Here is a 15,810-nt window from a genome sequence, read left to right as displayed (position 1 = left end):
CCATCAGTGGGCGGTCAGTCCAATCAGCCTGTCGGCCACTCCCTTGGTCTGATGGGAGGTGTCGGCGGTACGCTCGCTGGAGACCTCCAGCGCATCGAGCAGGCCGGTGAGCGAGCCGACATCGGTTGATTGCACCTCGATATGCTGCGCCACGGCACGGATCTCACTGGCCAGACGCTCGATATCGGTACTGATTTCCTCGGCATTTTTGCCGGTGATTTCCGCCAGCTTGCGCACTTCATCGGCGACCACGGCGAAGCCACGACCCATTTCCCCGGCACGTGCGGCTTCGATGGCGGCGTTCAGCGCCAGCAGGTTGGTCTGCCCGGCAATCTGCTGGATGGTCTGTACCACCGACTGAATACGCTGGCTCGATTGCGCCAAGTCGCGGGCGCTGCCGACGACCTCGTCGGCCTGCTGAACCATCTGCTTGACCGAGCTGGCAGCCTGCTCGATGACCTGGCCCTGGCGACTGATATTCAGGCTCAGATCGTCCATCGAGCTGTGCAGTTCGGTGGCGCACTGATTCAGCTGCCCGGCGATGCTCTGGCGCTCGTAGTCGGCTTGCGACAGCACCTGGCCAAGGTCGGCCAGGCCCGTGAATACCGGGCGGATATGCTCATCGAGGCCGTTGACGTCCACTGCGCTGCTGTAGTCCTGGCGCTTGAACTGGTCGATCTGCTTGACCACCACCTGGCTCAGACCGGTGAGCTTCTTGATCTGCCGCCGCAGGAAGAACGCCTTGAACTCGCCGTGGTAGGCGATGAAGTTGTCGGTGTACTCGTCGTGGAATTCGGCGCTCTCGGCGGTGCGAAAGAAAAACACGGCTGTCAGCGTCTGGTTGAGGTTCAGGCCGAGGATCTCGCCGAAGGTGGAAAAGCCGGCCACCGGCACATCGTCGAACACCGGATCCATGCTGCCCAGTGCCTGCTCGTTGTTGAGCCGGCGCAGGATGCAGTCGTTGAGAATGCCCACCAGCGGCTTGCCCGGCTTGTTCCGCAGGAAGCGTTCGTAGTCGCGGCGTGTGGCCTCGGCCAGCGGCGTGCGCTTGACCATGACCAGCTCCTCGCCAGGCGCTACGTCGCAGAACAGGTGCACGCGCTCGTTGGCAAAGTCGATCCGCGAGATGGAGCGGACGAACACCTCTTCGCCCACCTTGATCGCGAAGGAGTAGTCGGCCAGGCGTTTTTCCAGATCCTGCGGTGCGCAGCTGAGCGCCTCGCAGAGCGCCGCGACCATGCTGCGGATATTGCCGCGAGCATCGACCACCTGGCTGATGTAGCGGTCTTCGAGCGAGGCGCTGAGTACGCTCAGGCTGAGCGGCGTGGGCTCGAAGTTCTGGCTCTTGAACACCCCGAAACGGACGTTGCGTGCGCATTTGAGAAAAACGATCAGCGCATGGTTCTGGTAGGCACGCTTGCCGTCATGCAGTTGGGTCTTCTGAAAATCCAGCGTGCCGCCGGCTGAGCCGCCGACGAACAGGCAGGGAAAGCGCCCGGACTCGTACAGCGCTTCCATGAAGAACGATTCCGAGGCCGATAGCCCGTCGAAGAGGATATTGGCCAGGGTGTCGCGGTAGTCGATCTTCATCGATACCTGCAGTTGCTTGATCGAGGCGGTCAGGCTGGCAATGCGCTGGGCCATGCTCATGCGCGGGCCGGCGCCACGGATGTCTTCGCATTCCAGCGGTACGCGGACGATCTCCGCAGCCGCGATCACGCTGGCGTCGAAAAGCTGCAGCACGACGCGGTCCCAGTGCGAGCCGGTGGCGCAGTACAGGCGCTGGTTGTCGCTGGACAGCTCCCCCGAGGTGGTGCACAGGCTGATCACCGCCTGAGGAAAGCGCTGGGTGAGCTGTCGGGCCACGGCGTCGATATCCACATGCGGCGAAACGAAACCGGCGATGTAGGTGGGGTCGAAGCGTAGCGCGGCCAGCTGCTGTGCAAGCTGCGAAGCGCTGCCGAGCAGGCTCAGCACGCCATCGGCCTGCTTGTTGCCCGGCTTGAATCGGGAGAACGAAAACATGGGTGTACTCGCGCAGATCGTAGGGGACCGCCGCCAGCGGCGAGGAGCTTTTTCGGCATCGCGCGGCTTCTCTGCAGTACCGTCTGGCGCCTGATTTGTGCGGTTCAGGCTACCGGCCGGCTGGCAAATCTGGCTATGCCACCATGGTGCTCGTACTTAAGTAGGGGGAAATCATGGTGGCTGATTGATATCGCTCAAAAGTTGGCATTGGCCGCTATGCCACTCTGCTTGCTGCGGCCCTGTGCCGCACGCTGACTCGACAGTGCCTCCTGGTGCACGGGCGTCTGTCGATGGCCAGGAAACCCCTTCAAGGAGTGATGCCATGTTCCGTTTGTTCGCCGATCTCGGATTCCGCTGGAAAATTACCCTGCCAATCAGCTTCCTGGCGCTGCTGCTGATATTGATGGGCTGGCTGGGTATGCGTGGCATCGATCAGGTGGCTGCTTCCAGCGGCAATCTCGCCACGCGTTATCTGCCGGCGATCAGTCTGCTGCTGAACGCCGATCGCGACCTGTATCAGGCATTCATTGCCGAACGCAGCTTGCTCGGTGATGAAGTCGGGGAGCATGCCCAGACGCTGCGCAAGAGCCATGCGGAAAACCTGCAGCAGGCCCAGGAACGCGTACAGCAATACGCCCAGATGAAACCGGGTGCCGAGGCGCTGGCGCTGGTCGAGCAATTCAATCAGGGCTTCGAGCAATGGCGGCAGATTTCGCAGCGCGTCGTCCAACTGGTCGATAGCGATCCGCAGGCTGCCAGTACCTTGAGCTTTGGCGCCAGCGAGGAGCGCTTCGAGGTCATGCGTGAGGCCATCGACAAACTGGGGGACCTGGAAGATCAGGCCGCACGCAGCGTCGGGGAATCGGCAATAGCTGAAGGCATGACAGTGGCTACGCAGCAGGGCACGCTGGTGCTGGTAGGCCTGTTCGGCTGTATTTTGCTGGTTCTGGGAATGCCGCTGGTGGTGCTGAGCCCGATGCGTAGGCTGCTCCAGCGCGTCGAGCAGATCGCCGAAGGCGACGGCGACTTGCGTGCCCGGGTGGACGTCCGCTCGGCCGACGAATTGGGTCAGTTGGGGCGTGCCTTCAATGGCTTTCTCGACAAGCTGCAGCCGCTGATTGCCGAGGTCGGAAAGGTGACCGCCGAAGTGGAGGCCGCAGCACGCGGGATGTCCAGCATGGCCACAGCCAATGACCAGCTGATCAGCGGCGAACATGCGGCTGTCGATCAGGTCAGTACCGCGGCCACCGAGATGAGCGCCGCCGTGCATGAGGTGGCGCGCAATGCGCAGAGCGCCTCGGAGGCAGCGCGTAAAGCCGAGGAGGAGGCCAGCGAGAGCGCGCGAGTGGTAAGCGACACCATCTTGTCCATCCGCCAGCTGGCCCAGGAAGTCGAAGGCACCTCGCAGAGCATTGAAGCCCTGGCTGAAGAAGCCTCAAGCATCGGCAGCGTAATGGAGGTCATCCGCGGTATCGCCGAGCAGACCAACCTGCTGGCGCTGAATGCGGCCATCGAGGCCGCGCGAGCGGGCGAACAGGGGCGCGGTTTTGCCGTAGTCGCCGATGAGGTCCGGGCGCTGGCCGCGCGGACCCAGGAATCGACCAAGGATATTCAGCTTCGCATCGAGCGCCTGCAGGAGGGTGTCAGTCGCGCGGTTCAGGCAATGCATGCAGGCAGCGGCAAGGCCCGCGACAGCGTCGAGCGCGCGACGGGTGTGGATCAGGCGCTGAGCGATACCACGCAGGCCGTCAGGCGCATCAATGACATGGCTGCGCAGATCGCCACAGCCTGTGAAGAGCAGAGCAGCGTGACCGAGGAGATCGCCCGCAATATCAACGATATTCGCGACCTGTCCGACGAGGCCTCGTCGAATTCCGCACAGAGCATGCGCGCCAGCCAGGATCTCTCCGGCCTGTCGCAGCGCCTGGCGGAGCTGGTAGGACGTTTTCGCGTCTGAGCTACGGGCGCCGAGTTCCTCAGCCGGAAAAGGCGCCCAGCGAACACCACAACAGCTTGCCCACGCCGACGTCAGGCGGCAGCAGGAGCAGGCTGAGGATGAACGTCAGCAGCAATCCCAGCGCGTATCCGCAAGCGATCAGACGCACTGCCGCCGTGAGTGCTTATCCGGCGATGTGGCAGTCGCGGAGTCGGCCAGGCTCGGGTTTTGTGGCTTATGGATAGGGCCGGGCATGTCTCGATGTCGCTTCGCTATGTCTGACGATTGCGCGGCGAAGTAAATATCAAGTGAGGGCCTTTTGCCAGCATTTCGTGACCGGTCGGTCACAGAGTTGCCGGCGCGCCGCAGCAATCTGAAACAAAAGGGCGGGCTTCGTTGCTTCAGCGCGGCGATGGCTTTGGTGATGTCGACCATACTCAAACACCAAGTCATGCCCTGATCTGGAGAACTCATCCATGCAGACGCGCCGTCAATTGCTGCACCGCTCCGCCGTCATCGCCGCGCTCACCGCCCTGGGGCCGCTTCTGCCGTCCCTGGCCTGGGCGGAGCCCTTGCGCCAGCGCCGCATTCCCTCCTCGGGCGAGATGCTTCCGGTGATCGGGTTGGGCACTTCGCGTACCCATGATGTCAGCCTGGATGACCCGCAGATGGATGAGCTGCTGGAGGTGCTGCGAATATTCATCGAGGGAGGCGCAAAACTCATAGATACCGCACCGAGCTATGGCAATGCCGAAGCGGCCAGCGGCGAGCTGGTTGCGCGGGAGGCTGTGCGTGAGCAGGTGTTTTTGGCCAGCAAGGTCTCCTCCACCGGCCGTGAGCGCGGGCTGGCGCAACTCGAAGCCAGCTTCAGGGCATTGCAGACCGGCACCATCGACCTGATTCAGGTGCATAACCTGCAGGACACCAGTACCCAGCTTGGCCTGTTGCGTGAGCTGAAAGAAGAGGGGCGCATCCGCTATATCGGCGTGACCCACTATGTGGAATCGGCCCATGATCGGCTGCTCGATGTGCTCAAGGAGCATCCGGTGGATTTCGTCCAGTTCAATTACTCGGTGGGGGAGCGCAATGCGGAGAAGCGCCTGCTGCCGTACTGTGCGGAGAATGGCATCGCCACCCTTATCAATCGTCCCTTCACCCGCGGCAACCTGCTCGGGCGAGTTAGAGGCAAACCGCTGCCTGACTGGGCTGCCGAGATCGACGCCACCTCCTGGGCGCAATTGGCGCTCAAGTTCATTCTTGCCGAGCCGGCGGTCACGACGGTCATTCCGGCCACTTCCACGCCACGCTACATGGCTGACAATCTGCTGGCTGGGCAGGGTCGTCTGCCGGACGCACGACAACGCCAGTTGATCGTCGATGCCTTCGCTTGAGCGTGGCTGAGCGCTAGCCATGCGTTCGTCTGCGGTCACGTCGCGACTGGCGCGGTTGATCAATGCGCAGCCCGGTGAATCCCGCGCCGCGCTGGCCGGCTTCGGGCTGTTCTTCTGCCTGTTCAGTGGTTACTTCATGCTGCGCCCGATCCGCGAGTCGATGGGCATCCAGGGTGGCGTGGACAATCTGCAATGGCTGTTCACCGCCACCTTCTTCGCGATGCTGGTGGCGGTGCCGCTGTTCGCCTGGCTCAACTCGCGCGTAGCGCGTATCCATTACATAGATTGGGTGTACGGGTTCTTCTGCCTCAACCTGCTGGCGTTCGGCGTGCTGTTCTTCCTTTTGGATGACAGTGTCTGGCTGGCGCGGGTGTTCTACGTGTGGATCTCGGTCTACAACCTGTTCGTGGTGTCAGTGGCCTGGAGTCTGATGGCCGACGTATTCGATGCGCCCCAAGCCAAGCGGCTTTTTGCCTTTATCGCAGCGGGTGCCAGCGTCGGCGGCCTGGTTGGCCCGGCCCTCAGCACGTTGCTGGTGGGAGCGCTGGGGGAGTTCGGGCTGGTGCTGTTGGCGGCGCTGCTGCTGGCCCTGGCCGTGGCGCTCAAGCATTACCTGATGGCGTGGCGGGAAGTGGGCGGCGCCGGGCGGGCCGGTGCTGAGCGGGCAGAAAGTCCTCGCCGGCCGGTGGCGGGCAATCCGTTCAGCGGGCTCACGCGAGTGCTGGGGTCCGGTTATCTGCTGGGGATCGCGGCGTTCGTATTGCTGCTGACCAGCGCCAGCACCTTTCTCTACTTTGAACAGGCACGGCTGGTTGCCGGGCTGTTTCCTGATCGTTCCGAGCAGGTACGGGTCTTCGGGGTCATCGACTTCGTGGTTCAGGCCGGCGCCCTGCTGTCGCAACTCTTCATTACCGGCCGTATCGCCCAGCGTCTTGGTGTCCGGGTTTTGCTGGCGGCAGTGCCGGCGTTGGTATGCCTGGGCTTTATCGGTCTGGCCCTGACGCCCACCTTCGCCATGCTGGCGGCGGTGATGATCGTGCGGCGTGTCGGCGAATACGCCTTCGTCCGACCGGGCCGCGAAATGCTCTTCGCCCCGCTGGATGCGGAGAGCAAATACAAGGCGAAGAATTTTATCGACACGGTGGTCTATCGTGGCGGCGACGCCCTCAGCGGCTGGGCCAAGGCGCTGTTGGACATGCTTGCTCAAGGCACCCTGCTGGTCGCCTTGGTAGGTGCCGGTTGTGCGGCGATCTGGGCCGCAATGGGCTGGTATCTAGGCGGACGGGTGGACCGGCGTGGGCAGGAGCCGATCGCGGCGAATCGGTGAAGACCTGCGCTTGTGGTGATGGCAAACTGCTTGCTCCGCTTTCGACAAGGAGGTTGCCATGCGCGCCGTATCGCTGTTCATGCTTGTTTCAGTCTTTGCCATCAGTGGCTGCAGCATCAAGCAGACCGTCACCCCTGCCACGCTGTCCGCCGAACTGGCACCGGAGATCTGCATGATCCCGGCACCGAATCTGCGCGCCGGCTTCACCACCGCCTATCAGGCATCGCTGGCTGAAAAAGGCTTCAGAACACGCCTGATGACGCCAGGCAGCAGCCCCAGTCGCTGTGCGCTCTCCACCACCTTTATCGGCAACTGGGGCTGGGATCTGGCGCTGTATATGAAGTACGCCGATATCCGGGTCTACGAAAAGGGTCGTCAGGTCGGCCATGCCGAGTACGATGCGCGCTGGGGAGGCGGACGTCTGGACAAGTTCATCAGTGCCGAGCAGAAGATTGCCGAGCTGACCCATCAGCTGTTTCCCCGCGGTGCAGCTGATATCGGCCGTCGCGTGCCGCAGGTGGCTGAGGGTCTGACGCCGCTGAGCAAAGAGGCGTACCGGCAGCAACAAATCGAGCGCTTGATGAATGAGAACCTCTCCTACGAGGACTATCAGCGGCGTTACCGTGAACTGATGGCTGACTAAAGGGTGTGCAGGTAGCCCGTCCGATCGTTCTGAACCCGGGTGCCGTTCTCGTCCTCGAATCCTGAGACCCATCACGACTAGAGGTGAGAGCGATCATGCAGATCCAGGTACGAAGCAACCATATCGAAGGCAGTGTCGGGCTTCATGAATGGGTGAGCGCGGCGGTAGAGGACCGGCTGGAGCGTTTTGATGATCTCCTGACGCGCGTGGAAGTTCACGTTGGTGACGAAAACGCGCAGAAGGCTGGAGCTGCAGACAAACGCTGCCAGATCGAGGCGCGACCCAAAGGCCACCAGCCGCTATCGGTCACGCATAAAGCCGAGTCGCTGGAGCTGGCGGTGGACGGTGCAGCCGAGAAAATGCACAACGCCCTTGGCCACTTGATGGGCAAGCTCGATACGAAAGTGGTCCCCACCGGCCAGCTCGATGATCCGCTGTTGGAACAGGAGCCGCAGCAAGTCACCGATGCTTTGCTGCAGGAAGAGTTTCTCGCCAAGCAGGAGGAGCGTGGCAAGGAATAGATAGGGCGCTCGGGACTTCAGGTTCCCCGTTGCAGAAGTTCACGCCGAATGTGGCCGATGGCGCCCATGGGGTTCAGGCCCTTTGGGCAGACCCAGCTGCAGTTGCCGATGCTGCGGCAGCGAAACACGCTAAAGGGATCGTCCAGATCCGCCAGACGCTCGTCCGCTGCCGTATCTCGACTGTCGGCAATGAAGCGCCATGCTTGTAGCAGTCCGGCCGGGCCAATGTACTTTTCCGGATTCCACCACCAGGAAGGGCACTGCGAGGAACAGCAACCGCAGAGGATGCATTCGTACAGGCCGTCGAGACGGGCGCGCTCGTCCGGGGATTGCAGGCGCTCGATACTGGGCGCCGGCTGGTCGTTAATGAGCCAGGGTTTGACGCGTTCGTACTGCTTGAAGAACAGGCTCTGATCCACCACCAGATCTCGAATCACCGGCATCCCAGGCAGCGGTCGGATGACCAGACAGCCAGCGCCATCCAGAGCATCGGTTACGGCTGTAATGCAAGCCAGGCGGTTCTTGCCTCCGATATTCATGCCGTCCGAGCCGCAGACCCCTTCTCGGCAGGAGCGCCGGTAAGCAAGGGAAGGATCCGTTTCGCGTAGATACTCCAGAACATCCAGCACCATGCGCTGACGAAACTCGTCGGGCGCCTGCCGCGACTGCATATAGGGCCTTGCATCCTGTTCCGCGTTGTAGCGATACAGCTGTATGTCGAGCATTGTCCGTCTCCCCAGGAAGACGACAGGGTGCTCCGGTAGCGGTCCGGAGCGGTTTAGCTAAAGCTTAGATCAGATAAGTAACGACCGACTCGCAATGGGAGCACCGCATAGATGCAAAGCAGATGGCAGCGGCTAAAGAACTTGTTGCGCGAACAGCTGCGCCTTCTACTGACCATCAACCCCAGCGATCGGCGTTGGCAGATGCCCTTCGCCGCTGCGCTGGCCACCGGTCTGCCGCTGTTCGTCGGAGCCTGGTTCGACCGTCTCGATTACGGCCTGGTGTCGTCACTTGGCGGGTTGGTGTTCCTCTATCTGCCGGCCACGCCACTGTCGCATCGAATGGTCACGCTGATGGCCTGCGCATTCGGCATGCTTGCCTGCTACACCCTGGGGTTGATGAGCCACTTCTTCCCCTGGACGAAGGTGCCAGTGCTGATCTTTATCACTTCGCTGGTGACCATGGTTTGCCGTTTTTACCGGATCGGCATGCCGAGCAGCCTGTTCATCATCATGGCCGCCGCCATTGGCATGTACACACCCTTGGAGGTGATGGAGGTGCCGCTGATGGTCGGCCTGCTTGGCATGGGCACGTTGCTGGCGGCGCTGATTGCGTTTCTGTACAGCCTGTATGTGCTGCGCCTGCAGGCGCCGAAACCGGTGGAGCCGTTGCCGCCGGCGAGCTTCGATTACGTGGTCTTCGACTCGATTCTGATCGGCGTTTTTGTCGGCCTGTCGCTGGCGCTTGCCCAGCTGCTGCAGTTGGAAAAGGCCTATTGGGTGCCGGTCAGCTGCCTGGCGGTGATCCAGGGCGCCTCGCTGCGTGCGGTGTGGGACAAGCAGCTTCATCGTGTGATCGGCACGGGGGTCGGGCTGCTGGTCGCTTGGGGCATGCTGCTGATGCCTCTGGATAAATGGAGCGTCCCGCTGATGATGATGGCGCTGTGTTTCGTGGTGGAAACCGCCGTGGTGCGGCATTACGCCTTCGCGGCGATCTTTATCACACCTCTGACCATCCTCCTGGCCGAGGCTGCAACTCTCGGCCAGGGTTCGGCCTCGGCGCTGATCGAGGCGCGCTTCTACGACACCGTGCTCGGTTGCCTGGTCGGGTTGTTGGGTGCTGTTTGCCTGCATAACGAGGCGTTCCGTCGCTTGCTCGGCATGCCGATGCGGCGGTTGATTCCGGCACGCCTCAAGGGGCAGACGGTGCCGACGGGAGATTAAGGCGGACTCTTCAACAAGACGAGCTGGCCTGATTGACGCATAGGCCTGTTCAGCGCAGCTATAGCGAAAGGCTTACACGCTGTCGCGCTTATCGCCGCTTTAGCTCCTGGGTGCGGATGCTTAATCTATGCCCATCTCTGAAGCGCAGGAAGCGCTCAGGATCATGGATGATCGGCCAAGCCAGGAAGGCGCTTCAAAGGATTGAAATGGTCAGGAAAAACCCGCTTCGGCGGGTTTTTTGTTGCCTGCGGGAAAGCAAGGCAGGGCTAAGTACTTCCCACTTCCGTGACTGACGGGATGCTTTGCCAGTTCTCCGATGTTTCTTGCCGTTACGCCAGCGGGCCGGGCACGCCGCTTATGGCGAGGCGTTTTTCAGACTTCTCAACCTCGGCAATGTCGGGCCGGTTGGAGTTTACGCTGCGGCGCCGAGGATGCTCCTGTCAGGACGCAGCAGATAGCAAAAGGCTTACAATGAGCGGTGGTTTTAGGCGCTACACCCGCACTTGCGGAAGGCTTAATCTGCACACCTCCGAAGCGCAGGAAGCGCTCGGAATCAAGGATGAGCGAGCACCGCCAGGACGGCCCCGAAAGGATTTGGAATGCTCAGAAAAAACCCGCTTCGGCGGGTTTTTTTGTTGTCTGCGAAAGCTCGGTGCCTCGCTGTCGCGTGTAACGGAAGCGCTCAGAGAGCTCCTCCCTGCCTGACGCTGACGATCTGCGCGATCAGCCACTGCAAAGCGGCATCCCGCTCGCGCTGAGCCACGCTGATGATGTCCAGCTGGAAGCTGCCGAGATCGAATGGCAGGTCGAACAGCTGCAGCGGCAGGAGCTTGGCGAACTGTTGTGCAAGCTGGGCCGGCAGCACTGCGGCCAGATCACTGCTGGCGACGATATGCGCGGCCTGCAGGTAATTGGGCGTGGTGTATACCACCTCGCGCTGCAAACCCTGCTCTTCCAGCCACTGGTCGACCATGCCGCGGGTCTGGCCGCCATGCACCCAGAGGTGGCGCAGGCGCAGAAAATCATCCAGCTCCAACCTCTCACTCGCATGTGGATGTCGCTTGCGCAGTGCGACCTGCAGGGTTTCGCTGGCCCAGCAGCGGCTGTGAAATCGAGCCGGGATATCGAGAAACCGCCCAACGGCCAGATCGATCTCGCCATTGTCCAGAGCCTCGGCCGGAAGCGTTGGGGTCAGATGCCTGATTGCCAGGCGAATGCCGGGAGCCACTTCGGCCAGACGGGCCATTAACGGCGGCATGCAGATCAGCTCGACGTAGTCGGTCACCGCAATGACGAAACGCTGCCGGCTGGTGGCCGGGTCGAAGCAATCGCCGGCATTGAGCGTGTGCTCGATCTGCCTCAGCGCGTCGCGGATCGGCGTCTCCAGACTCAATGCGCGAGGGGTAGGCTGCATCGTGCGGCCAACTCGGACCAGCAGCGGATCATCAAGCAACTCGCGCAGGCGCCCCAGCGCATTGCTTACAGCCGGTTGGCTGAGAGCGAGACGTTGGGCGGCACGGGAAACGTTGCGCTCGTGCAGCAGGGCGTCGAGTACGCGCAGCAGGTTGAGATCGAAGCTATAGATATTCATCCCATGAATTCCAACTATCACAACTCTAAATTTCAAAAATACTACCTTCTTCATCTAAGGTAGGTCCCGAACTTTCCGCCTTGCTGCAACGAACCCGAATCAATAGGGCCTGACCATGGAATACAACGCTACCTTACGTGACATGCGCTTTGTGCTGCATGAGCTGTTCGACGCCACGGCTCATTGCGAGCTGCTCGGCAATGGCCTCGACCGTGAGCTGATCGACGGTGTGCTGGAAGAAGCGGCGCGCTACACCGGCGGTGAAATTGCACCGCTCAATCGCAACAGCGACGAAGAAGGCGTGACCTTGGAAAATGGCGAGGTAAAGACCCCGCAAGGCTTTGTCGAGGCTTACCAGCAGTACGTCGCCAACGGCTGGGCGAGCATGACGGGCCCCAGTGAATACGGTGGCCAGGGCTTTCCGCAGATGGTGGCCTGCAACTTCCACGAGATGCTGATGGGTGCCTCGCTGTCGTTCCGCATCTACTCCGGGCTTACCGAGGGTGCGGTGCTGGCGCTGTACAAGCACGGTAGCGAAGCGCTTAAAAGTGCCTATCTGGCGAAGCTGGTCAGTGGCCAATGGAGCGGCACCATGTGCCTGACCGAGCCCCAGGCCGGCACCGATCTGGCACTGCTGCGCACCCGCGCCGAACCCCAGGCGGACGGCAGCTACCGCGTCAGCGGCAGCAAGATCTTCATCTCTGGCGGTGAGCACGACATGAGCGAGAACATCGTGCATCTGGTGCTGGCGCGCCTGCCCGATGCCCCGCCCGGCGTAAAGGGGATCAGCCTGCTGCTGGTACCCAAGTTCATCGCCAGTGCCGACGGCACACCGGGCGAGCGTAACGCGCTGAGCTGCGGCGCCATCGAACACAAGATGGGTATCAAGGGCGCGGCCACCTGCGTGATGAACTTCGACGGCGCTACCGGCTGGATTGTCGGTGAGCCGAATCAGGGTCTGGCGTGCATGTTCACCATGATGAACGACGCGCGTTTCCAGGTCGGGCTGCAGGGCCTGGGTATCGCCGAGCAAGCCTGGCAAGGCTCGCTTGCCTACGCTCGCGAACGGTTGCAGTCACGCGGGCTGGCTGGTGCGCAATACCCGGACAAACCGGCCGACCCGATCATCGTTCACCCGGATGTGCGGCGCATGCTGCTGACCCAGAAAACCCTGGTGGAAGGCAGCCGCATGCTGGGGGTCTATTGCGCGCGCCAGCTGGATCTGGAGCACGGCCATCCGGAGCCGAGCTACCGCAAGGCAGCTGGTAGACGCGCTGCGCTGCTGATCCCCATCGTCAAGGCGTTCTTCACCGACATGGGCCAGGAGGTCGCCAGCCTGGGTGTGCAGATCTACGGCGGCCACGGCTATATCCGCGAGTGGGGCATGGAACAGCTGATGCGCGACAGCCGCATTACCCAGCTTTACGAGGGCACCAACGGCATTCAGGCGCTGGATTACATTCGCCGCAAGTTGCTTGGCGACGGTGGTGCGGAACTGTCGGCGTTGCAGGCCGAGTTCAGCGAAATCTGCGATCGGCAACTCGATCGCCCGGCGCTGCACGCACTGGCGAGCAAGGTGCAGGCCCGTCTGGGCGAGTGGCGTGAACTGAGCGCCGAAGTCATCGCCGCGACCCAGCGTGACCCGCAGGAGATCGGTGCGGTGTCGGTGGATTTCCTCCAGTACTCGGCCTATGTGTTGCTCGCCGGGTTCTGGCTGCAGGCCGCTGCAAAGGCGCAGGATGTGCTGGAGCAGGGCTCCGGGGACGACGCCTTCTACCAGGCCAAGCTGGCCAGCGCGGATTTCTATCTGCGTCGCGTTTTGCCACGAGCCAGCGCGCACCGGGAGGCGATTGCCGGCGGTGCAGATTGTCTGATGGCGCTGGATGAGGGCAGCTTTGCGTTTTGACGGGAGTGTCGTAACCGCTGTCGCCAGCAAGCTGGCTCCTACGGGGATGTTCGTTTTGTAGGAGCGAGCGAAGCGGTTATTGGCGTTTGCTAGTTCCCCTCACCCCGGCCCTCTCCCCGGTGGGGAGAGGGAGCTCTACCAGGTAAGGTTCGAGAGTGTAGTGCTCAGCGTTAAATCGAAATAGCGGGAGGGCGCTGCACCGGGTGAGGTACGCGAGCGTCGTACTTACTGTTGCACGGTAATACCCCCTTTCCCTACGGGAGAGGGTTGGGGTGAGGGCGTTTTTAAAGCACCTGCGCAAGCCGAATCACAAAAAATCAGGAGGCACCGATGCATCCGTTCAGTTTCGCCACCACCGCCCAGTTGATCTGTGAATCCGGCGCCTCACGCCGCCTGGCCAGCATCTGCAAGGAACGCGGTGCCCGCTCGATTTTGGTGGTGACCGATCCAGGCATCACCCGCTTCGGCCTGCTCGCTGAGGTATTGCCGAGGTTCGCCGAGGAAGGCTTGCAGGTCGCTGTCTACGACCAGGTTCTGGCCGACCCGCCGGAAGCGATCGTGCTGGCTGCCGTAGCCCAGGCCAGGGAGGCCGAAGCGGATCTGATCATCGGTTTTGGCGGTGGCAGCTCCATGGATGTCGCCAAGCTGGTGGCGCTGCTGGCGCATCCGGCCTGCGGACAGTCGCTGCAGGATATCTATGGCGTGGGCAACGCCCGTGGCCAGCGCCTGCCATTGATCCAGGTGCCAACCACCGCTGGCACCGGCTCGGAAGTCACTCAGATCGCCATTGTCACCACCGGCGAAACCACCAAGATGGGTGTGGTCTCGCCGCTGCTGCTGCCGGACCTTGCAGTGCTGGACGCTGATCTGACCCTCGGCCTGCCGCCGGCCATCACGGCTGCCACCGGCATCGACGCCATGGTGCATGCCATCGAGGCCTATACCAGCGCGCTGAAGAAGAATCCGCTGTCCGACCTCCTGGCCCGCGAGGCGCTGCGGCTGCTTTCGGCCAACCTGGATGAAGCCGTGCATAACGGCGGCAATCGTGAAGCGCGTCAGGCGATGCTGCTCGGTGCCTGCCTCGCCGGCCAGGCCTTTGCCAATGCGCCGGTGGCGGCCGTGCATGCGCTGGCCTATCCGCTGGGTGGCAATTTCCATATTCCTCACGGGTTGTCGAACGCGCTGGTACTGCCCCATGTGCTGCGTTTCAATGCCTGCGCGGCGGCCGGCCAGTACGCGGAGCTGGCACCCATCGTGCTCGGCGATCGCCTGAGCGGTGACGACCCGGCCACCTTTGCCGCGCAGCTGATCGATGAGCTTGGCGGGCTGAGTGCGCGTATGGGCCTGCCGACCCGGCTGCGCGATGCCGGCGTGCCGGAACAGATGCTGCCGCAACTGGCCCGGGAGGCGATGCAGCAACAGCGGCTATTGGTGAACAACCCGCGCGAGGTTACCGAGGCCGATGCGCTGGCTATCTATCAGGCCGCCTACTGACACTACGACGGAGTAAATCCATGCCCGAACAGCCCCGGCACCTGCGAAGCGACTATCGGCATTTTCATCCGCTCGATACCCGCTGGCACGACAACGATATCTACGGGCACATCAACAATGTCACTTACTACGGTTACTTCGACAGTGCGATCAATACCTACCTGATTCGTCAGGGCGGACTGGATATCCATGGCGGAGAAGTAGTGGGTTTCGTGGTCAGCTCGTCTTGCGAGTATTTCGCCCCCATTGCTTTTCCCGATGCCATCGAGGTGGGGTTGCGTGTCGCCAGGGTGGGCAACAGCTCGGTGCAGTATGAGCTGGCCATCTTCAGGCAGGGCGAACTGCAAGCGTGCGCGGTGGGGAAGGTCGTACACGTGTTTGTCGAACGTGAGCACAACCGTGCCACGCCGATTCCGAGCAGGTTGCGCCAGGCGCTCGAAGCATTGCTGCTGGAGGAGTCCTGAAGGCGGCGGTAGCCGTTTTTGAGCTACCGCCGTCACGCCTTAGTGCCTGTGGGCGTGTTTATGCTTGTGCTTGTGTTTGTGCTTGTGATGGCCCTTGGCTTTGCCAGGGTGCCCGTGCCGGCGGTCGTGCCGGTCATCATCATCGTCGCCGTAAGCATTGCCTATCGCGCCACCCGCACCGCCACCTACGGCAGCGCCGATCAGGCCGCCGGTGCTGCCGCCCACGCGCTGACCTATGACGTTGCCGCCAGCTGCGCCCAGGCCGCCGCCGATGGCTGCTTCGGTACGGCTGCGCTTGTCGGCACCAACCATGCCGCCAGCTGCACCACCTACACCGGCGCCGATGGCCGCGCCCGTGGAGCCTCCCAGGTGTTCGCCCACCACCGAACCCAATGCACCGCCCACGGCACCACCCACGGCGGCTTCGGTGTTGCTGCCGGCAAGGGCGGCGCCGCTCAGCAGGCTGGCGGACAACAGCAGAATAGAGGAGTACTTCATGGTTAAACCTCAGCAGGAATGACGGCGCGATCCTCGGCTGTCGGTCGGGCCTGTGCAAGCGCTGGGAG

The 15,810-nt window shown here is 62.3% G+C and carries 14 protein-coding genes and 2 pseudogenes; 10 read left to right on the top strand and 6 right to left on the bottom strand.

Annotated features, from left to right (window positions below; all coding sequences use genetic code 11):
- Positions 1–3: 3 nt before the first annotated feature.
- Positions 4–498 (bottom strand): methyl-accepting chemotaxis protein, encoded by a 495-nt coding sequence (locus BN1079_RS18020; RefSeq protein ID WP_414860263.1) that lies wholly within the window; start codon positions 496–498, stop codon positions 4–6.
- 372 nt (positions 499–870) lie between these two features.
- A pseudogene (locus BN1079_RS18015) lies at positions 871–2,025 on the bottom strand (FIST signal transduction protein); the annotation flags it as partial.
- Positions 2,026–2,347: 322 nt separating this feature from the next.
- Here BN1079_RS18015 and BN1079_RS18010 point away from each other — a divergent pair.
- A pseudogene (locus BN1079_RS18010) lies at positions 2,348–3,124 on the top strand (MCP four helix bundle domain-containing protein); the annotation flags it as partial.
- 69 nt (positions 3,125–3,193) lie between these two features.
- Positions 3,194–3,982: a methyl-accepting chemotaxis protein gene (locus tag BN1079_RS18005; protein WP_414860262.1), complete on the top strand. Its 789-nt coding sequence runs from the start codon at positions 3,194–3,196 to the stop codon at positions 3,980–3,982.
- A 19-nt stretch (positions 3,983–4,001) separates the two neighbouring features.
- Here BN1079_RS18005 and BN1079_RS17895 read toward each other — a convergent pair whose 3' ends face one another.
- Positions 4,002–4,130 (bottom strand): hypothetical protein, encoded by a 129-nt coding sequence (locus BN1079_RS17895; protein ID WP_269450525.1) that lies wholly within the window; start codon positions 4,128–4,130, stop codon positions 4,002–4,004.
- Between the two features lie 307 nt (positions 4,131–4,437).
- Here BN1079_RS17895 and BN1079_RS10810 point away from each other — a divergent pair, with 307 nt between their 5' ends.
- From BN1079_RS10810 to BN1079_RS10795, 4 genes are all read left to right on the top strand, one after another.
- Positions 4,438–5,352 (top strand): aldo/keto reductase, encoded by a 915-nt coding sequence (locus BN1079_RS10810; protein ID WP_037024301.1) that lies wholly within the window; start codon positions 4,438–4,440, stop codon positions 5,350–5,352.
- Between the two features lie 19 nt (positions 5,353–5,371).
- Positions 5,372–6,679, top strand: a complete 1,308-nt coding sequence (locus BN1079_RS10805; protein ID WP_037024298.1) for an NTP/NDP exchange transporter — start codon at positions 5,372–5,374, stop codon at positions 6,677–6,679.
- Between the two features lie 58 nt (positions 6,680–6,737).
- Positions 6,738–7,322, top strand: coding sequence for an Sbal_3080 family lipoprotein (locus tag BN1079_RS10800; protein WP_037024295.1), 585 nt, complete (start codon positions 6,738–6,740; stop codon positions 7,320–7,322).
- A gap of 95 nt (positions 7,323–7,417) precedes the next feature.
- The gene (locus BN1079_RS10795; protein WP_037024294.1) at positions 7,418–7,843 is read left to right on the top strand and encodes an HPF/RaiA family ribosome-associated protein; all 426 of its coding nucleotides are present in this window, start codon (positions 7,418–7,420) and stop codon (positions 7,841–7,843) included.
- Positions 7,844–7,860: 17 nt separating this feature from the next.
- Here the strand turns inward: BN1079_RS10795 and BN1079_RS10790 are convergent, their stop codons facing one another.
- Entirely contained in the window at positions 7,861–8,568 is a 708-nt protein-coding gene (locus tag BN1079_RS10790; RefSeq protein ID WP_037024293.1) for a succinate dehydrogenase iron-sulfur subunit, read from the bottom strand.
- Positions 8,569–8,679: 111 nt separating this feature from the next.
- Here BN1079_RS10790 and BN1079_RS10785 point away from each other — a divergent pair, with 111 nt between their 5' ends.
- Positions 8,680–9,789, top strand: a complete 1,110-nt coding sequence (locus BN1079_RS10785; protein WP_037024291.1) for an FUSC family protein — start codon at positions 8,680–8,682, stop codon at positions 9,787–9,789.
- A gap of 682 nt (positions 9,790–10,471) precedes the next feature.
- Here BN1079_RS10785 and BN1079_RS10780 read toward each other — a convergent pair.
- The gene (locus tag BN1079_RS10780) at positions 10,472–11,380 is read right to left on the bottom strand and encodes a LysR family transcriptional regulator (protein ID WP_037024290.1); all 909 of its coding nucleotides are present in this window, start codon (positions 11,378–11,380) and stop codon (positions 10,472–10,474) included.
- 115 nt (positions 11,381–11,495) lie between these two features.
- Between BN1079_RS10780 and BN1079_RS10775 the strand changes: the two genes are divergently transcribed.
- The 3 genes from BN1079_RS10775 to BN1079_RS10765 all read left to right on the top strand — a co-directional run bounded on the left by BN1079_RS10775 (position 11,496) and on the right by BN1079_RS10765 (position 15,244).
- Positions 11,496–13,286 (top strand): acyl-CoA dehydrogenase C-terminal domain-containing protein, encoded by a 1,791-nt coding sequence (locus tag BN1079_RS10775; protein ID WP_037024289.1) that lies wholly within the window; start codon positions 11,496–11,498, stop codon positions 13,284–13,286.
- A 330-nt stretch (positions 13,287–13,616) separates the two neighbouring features.
- Positions 13,617–14,780 carry an iron-containing alcohol dehydrogenase gene (locus BN1079_RS10770; RefSeq protein WP_037024287.1) on the top strand — a complete coding sequence of 388 codons (1,164 nt, stop codon included), beginning with the start codon at positions 13,617–13,619 and terminating at the stop codon, positions 14,778–14,780.
- A 20-nt stretch (positions 14,781–14,800) separates the two neighbouring features.
- Positions 14,801–15,244 (top strand): acyl-CoA thioesterase, encoded by a 444-nt coding sequence (locus BN1079_RS10765; RefSeq protein WP_037024285.1) that lies wholly within the window; start codon positions 14,801–14,803, stop codon positions 15,242–15,244.
- A 39-nt stretch (positions 15,245–15,283) separates the two neighbouring features.
- Here BN1079_RS10765 and BN1079_RS10760 read toward each other — a convergent pair whose 3' ends face one another.
- Positions 15,284–15,742 (bottom strand): YMGG-like glycine zipper-containing protein, encoded by a 459-nt coding sequence (locus tag BN1079_RS10760; protein ID WP_037024283.1) that lies wholly within the window; start codon positions 15,740–15,742, stop codon positions 15,284–15,286.
- Positions 15,743–15,810: the final 68 nt, after the last annotated feature.

The organism is Pseudomonas saudiphocaensis, from assembly GCF_000756775.1.
GTDB classification, from domain to species: Bacteria; Pseudomonadota; Gammaproteobacteria; order Pseudomonadales; family Pseudomonadaceae; genus Stutzerimonas; species Stutzerimonas saudiphocaensis.
Note: the sequence above shows the minus strand (reverse complement) of the source record. Positions and strands in the feature narration are given on the sequence as shown.

What these genes read in the sequence shown, in the direction of transcription:
- BN1079_RS18020 (WP_414860263.1), bottom strand. Translation starts at nt 498, where the DNA reads ATGGACGATCTGAGCCTGAATATCAGTCGCCAGGGCCAGGTCATCGAG.
- BN1079_RS18005 (WP_414860262.1), top strand. Translation starts at nt 3,194, where the DNA reads ATGTCCAGCATGGCCACAGCCAATGACCAGCTGATCAGCGGCGAACAT.
- BN1079_RS10810 (WP_037024301.1), top strand. Translation starts at nt 4,438, where the DNA reads ATGCAGACGCGCCGTCAATTGCTGCACCGCTCCGCCGTCATCGCCGCG.
- BN1079_RS10805 (WP_037024298.1), top strand. Translation starts at nt 5,372, where the DNA reads ATGCGTTCGTCTGCGGTCACGTCGCGACTGGCGCGGTTGATCAATGCG.
- BN1079_RS10800 (WP_037024295.1), top strand. Translation starts at nt 6,738, where the DNA reads ATGCGCGCCGTATCGCTGTTCATGCTTGTTTCAGTCTTTGCCATCAGT.
- BN1079_RS10795 (WP_037024294.1), top strand. Translation starts at nt 7,418, where the DNA reads ATGCAGATCCAGGTACGAAGCAACCATATCGAAGGCAGTGTCGGGCTT.
- BN1079_RS10790 (WP_037024293.1), bottom strand. Translation starts at nt 8,568, where the DNA reads ATGCTCGACATACAGCTGTATCGCTACAACGCGGAACAGGATGCAAGG.
- BN1079_RS10785 (WP_037024291.1), top strand. Translation starts at nt 8,680, where the DNA reads ATGCAAAGCAGATGGCAGCGGCTAAAGAACTTGTTGCGCGAACAGCTG.
- BN1079_RS10780 (WP_037024290.1), bottom strand. Translation starts at nt 11,380, where the DNA reads ATGAATATCTATAGCTTCGATCTCAACCTGCTGCGCGTACTCGACGCC.
- BN1079_RS10775 (WP_037024289.1), top strand. Translation starts at nt 11,496, where the DNA reads ATGGAATACAACGCTACCTTACGTGACATGCGCTTTGTGCTGCATGAG.
- BN1079_RS10770 (WP_037024287.1), top strand. Translation starts at nt 13,617, where the DNA reads ATGCATCCGTTCAGTTTCGCCACCACCGCCCAGTTGATCTGTGAATCC.
- BN1079_RS10765 (WP_037024285.1), top strand. Translation starts at nt 14,801, where the DNA reads ATGCCCGAACAGCCCCGGCACCTGCGAAGCGACTATCGGCATTTTCAT.
- BN1079_RS10760 (WP_037024283.1), bottom strand. Translation starts at nt 15,742, where the DNA reads ATGAAGTACTCCTCTATTCTGCTGTTGTCCGCCAGCCTGCTGAGCGGC.